Source organism: Pseudomonas sp. R43(2017) (genome assembly GCF_002112345.1).
Taxonomy (GTDB): domain Bacteria; phylum Pseudomonadota; class Gammaproteobacteria; order Pseudomonadales; family Pseudomonadaceae; genus Aquipseudomonas; species Aquipseudomonas kribbensis.
In genome coordinates this window covers 877,056-891,089 of sequence record NZ_NEHJ01000001.1, presented here as the reverse complement: position 1 = coordinate 891,089, position 14,034 = coordinate 877,056, and the positions used below count along the sequence as shown (strand labels likewise).

General features: G+C 60.0%; 11 protein-coding genes. 2 read left to right on the top strand and 9 right to left on the bottom strand.

All coding sequences use genetic code 11. The features are described from left to right. Nucleotides 1–15 precede the first annotated feature (15 nt). The 9 genes from CAG02_RS04105 to CAG02_RS04065 all read right to left on the bottom strand — a co-directional run bounded on the left by CAG02_RS04105 (nt 16) and on the right by CAG02_RS04065 (nt 12,087). Nucleotides 16–2,430, bottom strand: a complete 2,415-nt coding sequence (locus CAG02_RS04105) for a TonB-dependent receptor (protein WP_085708461.1) — start codon at nt 2,428–2,430, stop codon at nt 16–18. Nucleotides 2,431–2,523: 93 nt separating this feature from the next. Continuing rightward, on the bottom strand, nt 2,524–3,501 hold the full coding sequence (locus CAG02_RS04100; protein ID WP_085708460.1) for a FecR domain-containing protein: 978 nt from the start codon (nt 3,499–3,501) through the stop codon (nt 2,524–2,526). Beyond that, the gene (locus tag CAG02_RS04095) at nt 3,502–4,017 is read right to left on the bottom strand and encodes a sigma-70 family RNA polymerase sigma factor (RefSeq protein WP_085708459.1); all 516 of its coding nucleotides are present in this window, start codon (nt 4,015–4,017) and stop codon (nt 3,502–3,504) included. An 84-nt stretch (nt 4,018–4,101) separates the two neighbouring features. Then, entirely contained in the window at nt 4,102–5,286 is a 1,185-nt protein-coding gene (locus tag CAG02_RS04090) for an aminotransferase class V-fold PLP-dependent enzyme (RefSeq protein WP_085708458.1), read from the bottom strand. 14 nt (nt 5,287–5,300) lie between these two features. Then, on the bottom strand, nt 5,301–6,545 hold the full coding sequence (locus tag CAG02_RS04085) for an MFS transporter (protein WP_085708457.1): 1,245 nt from the start codon (nt 6,543–6,545) through the stop codon (nt 5,301–5,303). 13 nt (nt 6,546–6,558) lie between these two features. Next, nucleotides 6,559–8,412: an IucA/IucC family siderophore biosynthesis protein gene (locus CAG02_RS04080; protein ID WP_085708456.1), complete on the bottom strand. Its 1,854-nt coding sequence runs from the start codon at nt 8,410–8,412 to the stop codon at nt 6,559–6,561. Between the two features lie 45 nt (nt 8,413–8,457). Next, nucleotides 8,458–9,606: an NAD/NADP-dependent octopine/nopaline dehydrogenase family protein gene (locus CAG02_RS04075; protein ID WP_085708455.1), complete on the bottom strand. Its 1,149-nt coding sequence runs from the start codon at nt 9,604–9,606 to the stop codon at nt 8,458–8,460. Nucleotides 9,607–9,634: 28 nt separating this feature from the next. Continuing rightward, a complete protein-coding gene (locus CAG02_RS04070; protein ID WP_085708454.1) occupies nt 9,635–10,678 on the bottom strand; it encodes a PLP-dependent cysteine synthase family protein in 1,044 nt (347 codons plus the stop codon). Nucleotides 10,679–10,692: 14 nt separating this feature from the next. Next, nucleotides 10,693–12,087: a Y4yA family PLP-dependent enzyme gene (locus tag CAG02_RS04065; protein WP_085708453.1), complete on the bottom strand. Its 1,395-nt coding sequence runs from the start codon at nt 12,085–12,087 to the stop codon at nt 10,693–10,695. A gap of 609 nt (nt 12,088–12,696) precedes the next feature. Between CAG02_RS04065 and CAG02_RS04060 the strand changes: the two genes are divergently transcribed. Continuing rightward, complete coding sequence (locus tag CAG02_RS04060) at nt 12,697–13,584, top strand: CoA ester lyase (RefSeq protein ID WP_085708452.1); 888 nt, start codon at nt 12,697–12,699, stop codon at nt 13,582–13,584. Nucleotides 13,585–13,599: 15 nt separating this feature from the next. Beyond that, on the top strand, nt 13,600–14,001 hold the full coding sequence (locus tag CAG02_RS04055) for a ParB N-terminal domain-containing protein (protein WP_085708451.1): 402 nt from the start codon (nt 13,600–13,602) through the stop codon (nt 13,999–14,001). Nucleotides 14,002–14,034 lie beyond the last annotated feature (33 nt).

Here is a 14,034-nt window from a genome sequence, read left to right as displayed (position 1 = left end):
ACCGGGCCGGACGTTTCAGAAATCAACAGTGGCGGAGAGCAACAAGGTCCGAGGCGCGCCTTGAGAGAACGCGCCATAGGAGGCGACGCCCGACCAGTACTCGCGGTCGAACACGTTCTGCACGGTGGCCCGGAAAGTGGTCGGCCGTTCGGCGATGCGCGTGGCGTAGCGGGCGCCGACGTCGAAACGGGTCCAGTCATCCAGTTTCTGCGTGTTGGCCTGATCGACGTACTGGCTGCCGGTGTAGATGGCGCCGCTGGTCAGCGTCAGGCCTTCGACTTTCGGGACATCCCATTCGGCCCAGAGGTTGGCCTGCACCTCTGGCACCCCCACGGGCTTGTTGCCGCGATTGGCGGCAACGCTGGTTCGGGTCAGCTCTCCGTCGAGCAGCGTCACGCCACCGAGCAGGCGAGTGCCCGGGGTGACTTCGCCTGCCATGTTCAGCTCCACCCCGCGATTGCGTTGCTCGCCCTGTACCGAAAACACGCCCGAGGCCAGTTCACCGCTGGGTTTCTGTAACTGGAACAGGGCCAGGGTGGACATGAAGCTGCCGTAGTCGAGCTTGACCCCAAGCTCCTGCTGCCGGGAAACGTAGGGAGAAAAGATCTCGCCGGCATTCGAAGCGGCGGAAGGCGCGATGTCACCTTTGCTCAGGCCCTCGACGTAGTTGTAGTAGAACGCGACGTGATCCCAGGGTTTGACCACAACCCCGTACAGCGGCGTGGATCTGCTCTTGTCGTAGGAGGTGGTGACGAAGCCGGCCGCGTTGTAGTTATCCGATTTGATGTTCTGCTGGCGCAACCCGACCGTGACTTGCACGCGTTCGTCGAGCACCGACAGGGTGTCGGCAAGGGCCACGCCCGACAGTTCGCTTTGCGAGACTTTGGGTGTATCGGGTTTGGCGATTGCAGGTTTCGGGCGGTCGATCGGGTGGTAGATGTTGGACAGGATCGCCGGGCCGGAAATGATGCCCCGCGCCAGCTCATCGCGATAACGGGTGACTTGCAGGGCGGTGCTGTGGCTTATCGGCCCGGTGTCGAAACGCAGGCGTGCCCCGGCATCGACGGTGTAGCGCTGGACTTCGAATTTGTAATAGCCGGGGATCGACGAGGTGGCGCCCGCTGCGTTGACGATGGTCGGGGTCTGGTCGGACATGCGCGCGACGTCCGATCGACCGCCACCGGCGTGGGCGAACAGCGTCAGGTTGTCGTTGAGGTCGTATTCGCCACCGAGCAACGCCGATTTGTCCCGGGTATCCGACCAGCCCCATTCCTGGCTGACGCTGGTGCGTCCGTTGGCCGCCGAAGGAATGTCCACGCCGGGGGCGATCAGGAACGGCCGGGAAGCGGCGTCGAATGATTCTTTCTGGTTGATCAGATCCAGGGTGGTACGCAGACGCTCGCCCTGATAGTCGAGGGAAATGGCACCGATGCCGACTTCTCTCGATTGCTTGTCGATGGCCGTTTCGCCTTGCTGGATGCTGCCATTGATTCGCACGCCGAACCGGCGTTCTTCACCGAAGCGGCGGCTGATGTCGAGGTGGCTGCCCACTTGTGTGTTCAAGGCGTAATTGGCAGTAAATCGGGTCAGGTCTTCGTCCAGCGAGCGCTTGGGCACCACGTTGATCACGCCGCCGACGCCACTGTTGGGCGACATGCCGTAGAGCAGGGCGGCGGGGCCTTTGACCAGTTCGATGCGTTCGGCGTATTCGGTGAACACCCGGTAGTTGGAGGCCACGCCGTACACGCCGTCGAACGCCAGTTCACCGAGGTTGCCTTCGCCGACCGGAAAACCACGGATGAAAAACGAATCGACAATGCCGCCGGCCTGTCCCGTTGAGCGCACCGAAGAGTCGCGTTCGAGCAAGTCTCCGACCGTGACCGCCTGCTGGTCCTTGATCAGCGTCGAGGTGTAGCTGCTGACGCTGAACGGGGCGTCCATCGCATCGCGGTTGCCCAAGATACCGAGGCGTCCGCCCCGAGCGGCCTGACCGCCCGGCAGCACCGATGGCAGGCTGTCAGTGCGCTGGTCGATGCCTTCGACCGTGGTGTCCGACAACGTGACGCGGCGTACCACCAGTGTCCAGGTGCCGTCGCTGCGGGCGACCATTTCCAGACCGCTGCCTTCCAGCAGCCGGGACACCGCTTCCTGAATCGAGTACCTGCCGGACAATCCCGGGCTGACGAGGCCTTCAGTGATCGATGGCTGAAACGACAGGGCAATCCCGGCGTCCACTGCAAAACTCGAGAGGGTCACGCCAAGCGGCCCCGGAGCGATGTTGTAGGCTCGAATAGTGACCGCGTCCAGTTGAGCCGGCTCGGCAGCCAAAGCGAACGCACCGCCGGACAGGCCCAGCGCGACGCTGAGCAGCACACTGCGTATAACGGGCTTTAGCAGACGATCCGGAAGCAAGGGTCGTGCAACGAGCATGAAGGGATGACCCTATGGACGAGGTGGAATGGTTGTTCCTTTCATTGCCAGCCGAGAACAAAAAAAGTATCACCTGTGCGGTGATTTTTTTGCTCAGGCGGGTGAGAGCGTCACCCAGTAACCGCTCAAGTGCCCGGAGACGTGCACGGGATAGGTCTGCGCCAGCATGTTCAGCGAACGCTGGGTATCGCTGATGGGAAAGGCCCCGGAAATGCGCAAGTCGGCAATGGCCGGGTCGCAGCGCACGAAACCCCGGCGATAGCGCGCGAGTTCGACGACGAAATCCGCCAGGCGCATCTTGTCGGCCATCAACATGCCTTGGGTCCAGGCACCGACGTTGCGGTCGGTCGGGTTCAGTGAGCCAAAGGCCTGTGATGAAAAGTCGGTGCGTTGCCCGGCGTTGACGATGATCGGTGTGCGCTGAGGGTTGTCGGCCAATTCGACCTGCACGGCGCCTTCGAGTACCGCGAGTTGGGTACGCGGCTGCCATTCACGAACGGTGAAACGCGTGCCCAGCGCCTGCATCCGGCCCTGACGGGTGCTGACCAGAAAGGGTCGAGGTTGCGCGGCGTTGTCCGGTGCGGTCTGCACCAGGATTTCGCCTTCGCGCAGATTGATGAGGCGCTGTCGGGTGTCGAACAGAACGTCGATGGCCGTGTCGGTGTTGAGGGTGATTTGTGAGCCGTCGGCCAGGGTCAGTTCGCGGCGCTGGCCCACGGCAGTGTGGTAATCGGCGGACCATTGCTGCGATTGCGCGAGTTTCCAGCTGCCCCAACCGGCGGGCACCGCTGCCAGCAGCAAGGCCAGTTTGCCAAGGGCTGCACGGCGCTCCGGGTTGCTCGGGCGATCCAGCGCCGACATCGCCAGCGCCGGGGGTAAACCGCCAAACTTGCTTTGCAGCAACTGCGCGCGGGCCCACGCCCGATTGCGCTCGGGGCTGCTGACTTTCCAGTATTCCCATTCCGCGCGCTCGGTTTCACTGAGGTCGTTTTCGCTCAGGCGCATCAGCCACTCGGCGGCTTCTTCGAGGATTTTCGGATCGAGCGGCGGTTCATTGCGACGCGTGAGCATTCATTCCACCAGCATCAGGCACTGCACGAAAGCCTGTTTCATGTAGCGCTTGACGGTGATCAGCGAGACGTCCAGTTGCTCGGCGATGTCGGCGTATTTCAAGCCGCCGATCTGCGACAGCAGGAACGCGCGTTTGACCAAGGGCGGAAGGGTGTCGAGCATCGCGTCGATTTCGTGCAGGGTTTCCAGCACCACGAAACGCAGCTCTGGAGAAGGCACTTCCGGCGCCGGCAAATGCGCGAGGGCATCGAGGTAGGCGCGTTCCAGTGCCTTGCGCTGATACCAGTTGATCAGAATGCCCTTGGCCACGCAGCTCAGGTAAGCCCGGGGTTGTTCGATGGCCGTGACCTGGGAGGCGAGGATCCGGGTGAAGGTGTCCTGCGCCAGATCCGCCGCATCCATGGCGTTACCCAGTTTTTTCTTCAGCGTGTTGTACAGCCAGCCATGATGGCCGCTGTACAGCGCTTCGATCACGCGCAGATGGTTGTCGTTGTTCGCGGGAAGGGTTTCGCTCATGGCTGCAGTGTTTTGCAATTGAGAAGTATTCCCAATGCTAGTGTACAAAGAGCCCGCGACGCAAGCGCGAATCAGCATCCGTTTTCAGCTGCGGGGCATTCTCAACAACGCGTTTACCATGGCGTCGATTTCGGCCTCGGTGTTGTAGGCGTGCAGCGATGCGCGGCTGACTTCCAGCAGGTCCCGCTGCTGCATGTCGAGCATCGTCGAGCGGAAGGTCGAGGTGGTGACGTTGATACGTTTTTCCTGGCCGGCCAGCCATTCCTTGACGTGCGCCGCGCTGGTGTCCTGGCAGGTGAAGGTGACGATGCCTGACTTGATGGCGCCCATGTCCTTCGGCGTAACTCCCGGCACGTCGGCCAGGCGATTGCGCAGGTGCGCCGACAATCGTTGAATGCGTTGCCACATGGGTTCGATGCCTTGCGTCAGGGCGTAACGGGCCGCCGCTCCCATGCCCAGTTTCGCGGCAACGTTGCATTCCCAGTTTTCGAAGCGCCGGGCATCGCCGCGAATTTTGAAGGTGTCCGGGGTCAGCAATGACGCCGCGTGCAGGTCGAGAAATGCCGGTTCGAGGTTTTCGCACAAGGTTTTTTCGACATAGAGAAACCCCATGCCCCGAGGGCCACGAAGGTATTTGCGGCTGGTGGCTGCCAACATATGGCAGCCGATTTTCTGCACATCGATGGGCATCTGCCCGACGCCCTGACAGGCATCCAGCAGAAACAGAACCCCGGCGGCGCGGGCGAGGGCGCCGATCTGTTCGATGGGCTGCACCGGGCCGCCATTGGTGGCAATCACCGGCAGCGACACCAGGGCGACCCGATCATCGTCGAGCATGTCCCGCAGCGCCGGCAATGACACCTGGCCCTGTTCATCATTGGGAATGACCCTGATCTCGATCCCGCGCTGCTGCTTGAGTTGCAGGTAGGGAATGTAGTTGCCGGCGTATTCGGTGGTTGATGTCAGCACCACATCGCCGGGCCGCAGCGGCAAAGAGTAGAAGGCCATGTCCCAGGCGCGGGTCGCGTTTTCGATGACCGCGATTTCTTCGGGACGGGCGTTGATCAGTCGGCCGATGTCTTCGTAGACATTTTCCACTTCAACGGATTGCTGCCCGGCGGCTTCGTATCCGCCGATCCGGGCTTCAAGTTGCAGATGACGGGTCATCACCTCAATCACCGGGTCAGGCATCAGCGCCGCACCGGCATTGTTGAAATGAATCAGTTGCCCGACGCCTGGTGTGTCGGCGCGCAGTTGTTCAATGTTCAAAGCAAACTCCTTGATCAGTCGCCCGGCGGGATCTGGCTCGGTTGCATGACCATGGGCCGATAGCGCAACGCAACGATGGGAATCAGCGCGAGGATGTAGGCGAGGCAGACAAACAGGTAGGTGTACTGCAAACCATAGACCTGGCTGAGCAGCCCGCCGGTCGAGATGCCGGCGATGGACGCAAATTGCGCAGTGCTTTGGGCAATGCCCAGCACGTAGCCCTGGCGCGAGCTGTCGGCAGTCTTGGAGATCAGGGCCATCAGCACCGGCGTCGTAGCGCCCAGCAATACGCCCCAGATGAAGTAGGCGCCGACGAACACGATCGGATTACGCGTGACGCCGGCCAGTGCCGTAAGCGCAATGCAGCCGATCACGACATAGGTGATGCGTTGCAGAGTGTCCTGCTGACTGCGGTGCTCGAAGTATCGCGACCACGCGGTTGCCGACAGAATGAAGCCCAGCGCCAGCAAGCCATAGCACAGTCCGACCACCGAATTGCTGACCTCGAACACCGAGCTGACGTACAGCGAGAACGAGGTCTGCGGCAGCATCCGCGCCAGCAGCAAGATACCCATGACACCCAGCAGCGACAGCAGCGGCGTACCTTGCCAGACGCTGCCACTGTGACTGCCTGGCGTCGCTGTATCCGCGACCGGGGCCTTCTTCACCGGCGGCACGTCCGGCAGCGTGACGGCCGCGACCACGGTGCAGATCGCGCACAACACCGCCGCGATCATATTGATCCAGAAGAACGTCGCGTAATCGAGGATCAATCCACCGACCACTGCGCCAAGCAACGAGCCGACGTTGGTGGAAATCTGCAGGATCGCGAACAGTCGCGCCCGCCGCGACGGCGCTTCGATACTCACGCCATAAGCCTGGGCCGGGGCGATGTAGCCGGCGAAGGCGCCTTGCAGGAAACGCAGGATCAGGATCACCCAGATGTCACTGCACAGGGCCAGCCCAAGCTGGGTCAACGACAGGCCGGCGAGGGCGCGGATCATCATCATCTTGTGGCCGTAGCGATCGCCGATACGGCCCCAGAATGCACTGGTCAGAATAATGCCCAGCATCGGCCCGACGTACACGGCGATGCTGGCGAAACTGAAGAGCGAGTCTGACGAGGTCAGCCCACGCAGGTGGACGGGCCAGAACGGCCCGCTCATTTCCATCGCACCCATCGAAATGAGCTGGATCGCGAACAGAAGATAAATCAGGACTCTTACGCGCGAACCCGCGATGGCACCTGCATGGGTCATGGGTCAGCCTCGGTTATTGAACGACATTGAGCGGGTTGGTCAGCGTGTGCTGAATCCGGTAGTTGGAGTACTGCATCATGTGCATGCGCAACAACGAACGGGTCGGCCACGGATCATTGAGGAAGGCCTTGCGTTCGACTTCCCATAGCTGCGGCGCTACACGCTCGCGCACCGCAGCGAAGGCCAGTTCGGTCTCTTCACGCAGAATGTCCCACATCCGGTTGTTGTCCAGCGCGTACTCCTTGGTCAGCCACAGGGCCATTTCATGCAAGTGCGTGAGGAAGGCTGCGTCCAGCACGAACATGCGCACCGGCTCGATATCGCCCTCGAACACCGTTGGCAGAATGCCCGGCTGCACATGCGGTTGCAGGGTGTAGCCGCGTCCTTCCAGCAACGGAGCGTAGGTCCTGCCGTCGCCGAAATCACGGATCAGCAGACTACGTGCTTTGCCATCCGGGGAAAACAGCACCATCGTGTTCTGCTGGTGCGCCTCAAGCCCGATGCCGTACATCAGGTAGATCGCCACCACCGGGTGGGTGACCACTTTGGCGTACTGGCGGAACCAGTCTTCAACTTGAGCGGTATTGGCCCGAACGCCGTCACGCTCGATCAACTCGGTGAATAGCGGTCGGCCGTTGCCGGGCAGTCGTGTGAACAGCGACGCGACGGTGATCGGCAGACACTCGTCGGAGCGCTCGAACGCTTGCTGGCTGGCACGGAACACCACCGACAGATGCCGGCCAGGGTGGTCGTCCTGCGTGATCGCGTTCTTGTAGCGCACACCGATTTCTTCCGGGAAGATTTCCAGTCGCTGCCCGAAACCGTTTTCGACTTCGAGGATCTTCGTGATGACCGTGCTGATACGCGGCCCCATGTGGATCGATTTGGCCTGCAGGCTGCGCAGCTCGCTGGTCATCCACACGGCAATCGGCAACTTGATCAGCGGTGCGCTCTCCTTGAGCACCGGCATCATCGTGCGGTAGGACATGGTCGGCAGGGTCTGGATGTCCGGGCCGTCGGTGATCAGGATGCCTTCAGCGATTTCCGCTGCGAAGTTTTTCAGCACGTAAGCCTGCAAATGCCACGCGTGAATCGGCAGTGGCAACCACTCGGATTCGTCCAGGCCTTTGTCGTTGAGCGAGGCTTTCCATTGTTCCCATTGCGCCGGGAAGTTGCTGGCGAACCAGCTGTGATAGTCGGTGACGTGGGGCATGCTTTCGCTTTTCGCCATGTCGGCCCGCAGCGCGGCAATGCGCAGCGGCACCTGGGCGTTGAACTCCGGCGACAGTTGCTCGACTTCTTCGTCGCTCAGGCCCGGTCGGGCTTTCCAGGTCGGATAATACGGGTGACCTTCCAGCGAACCCCACTGGTCGAGGAGGATCGCGGCGTCCTTGGTGCTGGCGTGCTGGCGCAGGTAATCGGTCAGGCTGTCGAGGCCCTGTTCCCGGGCGGCGGCGGCCAGTCGTGCGTTCCATTGTTGACGATGCTGACGCGCATGGGCGTCGTTCATCAGGCTGTTTTCCATGTCCGACTTGAGCCCGGCGATGCCTTCATCGGTCGGTTCGAAATCGAAGCTGTCGCGCAGCACATCCAGCAAGTCGTGATGGGTGTGAATCACCTGGCGTACGCCTTCATCTGTCACCAGCACCACGTCGCCGTCATTGACCACGGTGTCGGCCGGACCCTTGGCGATGTTGGAAAAGAACACATGGGATCGGCCATCTTTCAGCGCGTACGTGGCCTCGTTGCCGGCCTCGGAGAAGCGCAGCCCCGAGCGATCCAGAATGTTTTCGGCAAACAGGCAACGGATCATCCGTCGCAGGGCGTTCTTGCGGGAGTAGGCGATGAGTGTCTTGAAGTCATCCATATCAGCTATCTGCTCGTCGAGAAATTAATGAAATGTTGAACCCGCTCACGCCGTGCGCGGCCAATGGCGGGGGAAGTAGTCGAGCGCCGAGTCGCGCAAACCCTGCATGTAGGAAACGCTCCATTGCAGGACTTCTTCGATATAGGGGACTTTCAGCTCGAAGCGCCGGGCCATTTCCACCAGCAGCACCAGGCCGTAGGCAACGTCTTCATTGAAGGCGCGGCTTTCGCGTTCGATCACGTAACCCGCGCGGTTGTCGTCGGCCGGAATCATCGGCGCGAGGATGTCGTTGTAGGCCTGGTTGGTACGCAGGATCGACAACATGCTGCTTTGATCGCGGATCTGCTCGCCGTAGGCTTCGACGATTTCCTGCTTGAGGGATTTCACCGACGACAGGTCGATGCCCAGGCGCTGGCTGATCACGCCGCACAGCTCCTGACTTTCCTGATCCATGCGTTCGAGAAAATAGGCGCCCAGCTCGGGGCACTCGGTCCACCAGCACATGCGCTGCGGGAAGATCTTGCGGTGCCACTGGCCGTAGGGACCGATCAACCCGTAAATCACCGAGCTGTGCATGATCGGGTTGCCCGGTGTCAGGGTGATTTCCAGATAATTGTCGAGCATCGTCACGCAGGGGCCGTAAAGCGTCGTGAGGATTTCCTCCAGGTGTTGCCGTGATTGCGCTGATTCCCGGTCGTGCAGTGCGACATACAACTGGCTCTTGCCGCCGCCCATCTTCACCGACACGCCAGGCTTCAGATCGAACGCAGTGTGTGGCACGTCCTTCATGCCCCAGATCACCACGTTCGAACGTTCACCCAGCGTGGCTTCCGCCAGCCAGTCGAAGCCGCAGAAGCCCGGAATCGCGCCGACGTACACCGGTTTGCTCGAACTCAAATGCGGCGCGATGGCTTGCAGGGTTTGCGGTCGAGCGTGGGCCGGTACGGTGATGATCACAATGTCGGCGTCGGCCACCACGACGCTGGCGTCGGTGCTGACCTGATCCGGCCGTGCGCTCAGCGTCGAGCCGTCCGGCATCAGCGCCTGCATCGGCAGGTTGGCGAGGTGCCGGTCGACCACTTCCTGATTGTTGGTGAGCATCGAGACCTGAACATTGGGCAGCTGTTTAAACAGAATTGCATTCAGATGCCCGGTCCGGCCTGCGCCGCAGATAGCGACTTTCAGCGGTTTCATACAGAGACTTTCCTGTGTGGGAGGCGCGTCAGGCGACGCTCAATTGCAGGGGAGTGGCGTCGGATTCCAGCCAGCGGGTCTTGCCCAGCCAGCTATCCAGTTGCGGTGCTACGCCCGGGTCCAGCAGGTCCCGCTCTTCGAGCCATTTGTCGTCGAACACGGTGTGCAGGTATTTTTCGCCGCCGTCGGCAATCGGCACCACGACATTGCCGGTCAACGTGCCTTTGTGGATCAGTTCCAGCGCCTTGTAGATCGCACCGCCGGTCGAGCCGCCGACCAGCAGGGCCAGATTGCGCGCGATGTAGCGGGCGGTTTCGAAGGCCTGGGAATCGGTGACTTGCAGGCCCAGATCGATGCAGCTGTAGTCGAGCACCAGGCCAACGGTGTCGCCAGCGGGAGTACCGGTTCCCGACTGGTAATACGGATAGCCCGGATGGCCGAAGACAATGGAACCGGCCGGCTCGACGGCGACGGTGACGATGTCCGGGTTGTGCAGTTTCAGCCCCCGTGCGATGCCGGTCATCGAGCCGCCGGTGCCGACGCAACCGACATAGGCACCGATGTGGCCACCGGCCTGGGCGATGGTTTCACGGACGAAATCGCTGTAGCCGCCGGCGTTGGCCGCGTTGTCGGACTGGTTCATGAACACCGCACCGGGGATCTGTGAGGCCAGTTCGGCAGCCAGCCGCTGACGCTCGACCACAGCCACTTCGTCTTCCCGATAGGTTCCGGCGACAAAGCGGATCTCGGCACCGAGTGCCTTCATCACCGCGATCTTGTCCTGCGCCGCATGGTGATCGACCACGGCAATGAAATGCAGGTCGAACTCCACGGCCGCCATGGCCAGACCGATGCCGGTATTGCCGGAGGATGATTCAACGACCACACCACCGGGTTTCAACTTTCCGGACTTGAGCGCCGCCAGCACCATGTTTCGCGCCATACGGTCTTTAATACTGCCGCCGGGGTTGTTCTTCTCTATCTTGAGCAAAAGCCTGGCGTTGGTATCCGGAACATCGATGCCCAACATTGGTGTATTGCCAATAAGATCCGAAACTTTATTCAGTATCATCTGGACGTCTTCCCTTAATAGTCAGGTGTGAATGCGTAGTTACCTTCCGTACAACATGTTGCCATCAGTCGCTGTGGCAACGGATGGCGATGAAATTCGTTTTCCAGCAAGTCCATCTGATAACCGGCGGTGTTGGCGTAGATCAATAAATCGCCGGTTTGTGGCGATGTGTCGAAGTTGATCATGCGGTGTGTGATCACATCATCGTCCAGGCAACTATGGCCGGCGATGTAGGCTTGCATGGGAACAGGTTTCGATTCTTTTGATGTAATAAGAATTGGATCGACAAGGTATTCAGACGAAAACCATGTTTCGCACGCGCTGAAACTGCTGCCTTCGGCGAAGATCACAACTTTGTTGTCGGGCAGTTGTTTGGTTCGGGTAACGCGGAATACTGAAATGGCTGCTTGATTCACCAGGCTTCGGCCCGGCTCCAGTGCCAGTCTTATATTCTGGCTCTTCAAGTAACCGGCAATGGTTTTTCCCGAGGTGTGATCCGACTCCAGGAATAACTCCAGCCACTGGCAAGCCGTCAGATTGCTGCCATAAGGATAAAAAGAGTCGGGAACTCGGCGGGTCTGATAATGACTCGGGTTGTTGTCGTTCTGCAAAAAACTGTTGTAATCCTGCGGGTCTACATAGCGCATGGGCAGGCCTCCACCGATGTCGATCATGACCGGGTCGAGGCCCATTTCCCTTGCTGCATCGATGAAGCCGGTGACTTCACGGAAAGCCTGTACACGGGTTTCGTAGCCGTAGCCGCCGAGGTGGAAATGGAACCCTTCGAAGTGGAACGACTCACGCTGCTCGACCAGGAATTGAAGGCACTGGAACAAATCCTCCGCGCCCATTCCGAAGCGGCTCGCCGGGCAACTTGTCGGCCTGTAACGCAGCAGAATCCGGGCTTTGGCCGGTGGTTGCGAAGTATCGAGCAGCGCTTTGAGATGGCTGAACTCTTCCAGTGAATCCACACAAATCAGCGAACCGCCTTGTATCAGCGCGCGATGAAACACTGCCGTTTTGGCCGGCCCGGTCGCACACAAATGTTCCGCCGGCGTTCCGGCGCGCAGTGCCGCTTGCAGCTCAAACAGGCTCGACACATCGGTGCCGATGCCCGAAGCCGATGCCGCAGCAAGCAGACACTGCGACTTGTTGGCCTTGGCTCCGTAGAAAATCGCGTAATCAACCTCGTGCCGTTTCAACACCGATTGCAGCGCCTGAACGTTGGCCTCAAATGCATGTGGCCATACCAGATTCAGTGGGGATCCGTGTTGATTAACGAGCTCAACAAGTTTTTCCGGAGATTGTTTAAGTAGATTGGCGATAACAGGGTCAATTAACGGTTTCAGCACTTTTGGGTATTGAATTTTTGTTGTTTCTTTAGTTGGCGGCGCAATTAATTCAGGCATAGAAAACCTCTGGCGTCGATATTCGCCATGTGCAGGTCGACAACTAATCGTTATCGATTTTTGTGTTCTTGCTGCTCGTCAGATACGAGGGTTTAAAGAGGTGGAGGCGGATGACAGATCCACTCTGCAAATAAACACGGGGTATGTTCTTTCATAAAATATTCACAAAACTGTTTCATGAGAACCCCACTCCTTAAGGTTCAGGCAGGCAAGGAGAAGGCCAATGACTGATGGCCTTGTCTCTTTTGAAGTGCCATTACCTGACATGTAAATGACATCATTGCGCCGAACTTTCCGTGAACAAAATCACAGGTCTTGATTTGAATCCTGACCCTGTCAGCGGCTCGAACAATATTGCGAACAGGAACGATTATCAAGTAAGGTTTTCAAATATTTTTGAATGAACACACACAACAGGGGAGTGCGAAGCCGCTTGTTCGCATGCTCAAGTAAGCGCTCGCGTGTTGATTTTAAAAACCGTCAACGCCTTGTTATTCAAGGTGTTGACGGTTGATTCAAGACAACGGGATTCAGCCCGTTTTTCCCCCTGTAACAGGTGTTCGAATTTTTTTGAAAACCCACGACTGAAGCACGCTCAGGAGAGTCCCGATGACTGTTCGTCACAGCACCAACGCCACGCTTCCCATCAGCTACCTGTTCGTTCCCGGCAACCGGCCGGAGCGCTTTTCCAAAGCGGTCGAAGCCGGGCCGGACGCGATCATTCTCGACCTCGAAGACGCCGTTCATCCGAACAGCAAAGCCGTGGCCCGGGCGTCGATCTGGGCCTGGCAGCAGAGCACGCCCGAAACCGCCAGCCAGCGTTACATCCGGTTGAACAGCGTCGGCAGTTCGCTGTTTCGTCAGGACATGACCTGGTTGGGCGACATGCGCTACCCCGAGCGCTGCGCAGGAATTTTCCTGCCCAAGGCTGAATGCCCCGAGAGCTTGTCCCGTGTGGTTGAGCGCTTGCTGGAGTGGAACCCAGAACTGCAAATCGTCGCCATCATCGAGACCGCCAAGGGCTTGCATCAGGTCGAGGCGATTGCCGCGATTCCCGGCCTGGCGCGGCTGGCATTCGGCTCGCTGGATTTCTCGCTGGACATCGACTGCAGCCAGATTCCCGAGGCGTTTCTGTTTGCTCGAAATCGCATCGTGCTGGCTTCGCGGGTTGCCGGATTGCCGGCGCCGATCGATGGCGTGACCCCGGCCATCAGCGACATGGCGATAGTCGAGCGCGACTCGCGTTATGCCCGGTCCCTGGGCTTCGGCGCCAAGTTGTGTATCCATCCTGCGCAGATCGCCACGGTGCAGAAAGCCTACCTGCCCAACGCCCGCCAACTGGCGTGGGCGGACCGGGTCCTGAACGCCGTGGCCGGGGGCAGCCACGCGGTGCAAGTCGACGGTGAAATGGTCGATCTGCCGCTCATCGAACAGGCGCAACGCCTGCGGGACATGGCCAGCCAGTACGCGCTGGTCGCCAACGCGGATGTCTGCTGAAACGGGGGACGAATCATGGGACATGGTTACCAGATTGCCCTGCGTCCACTGTGCGACGTGCGGCAATCCGAGCAGGTCGATCCGCTCAACGTGCAACGGCTTCGCGAAGCGATCATCCAGGCCGGCCACTGGCTGGAACCGATCATCGTCGAGCGCTCCCGGGGCATCGTGATGGACGGCAATCACCGGTTCAACGCAGCGCGGGCACTGGGGTTGAAACGGGTGCCGTGCATCCAGCTCGACTACGCCGATCCGCGTGTCTGTGTACGGCATTGGCAAACCGGGCAAGCGTTCGAAGTGGCGAGGATTTTCACCACCATCGAGCGCGGCGAACTGTTCCCGTACAAGACCACCCGGCACGCGTTCGACCCCGCGCTGCCGGTGATCTCCATTCCGCTGCAATGCCTGTACGACTGACCTGTGTCGGAGGATGGGCTTCTGCCGCCCATC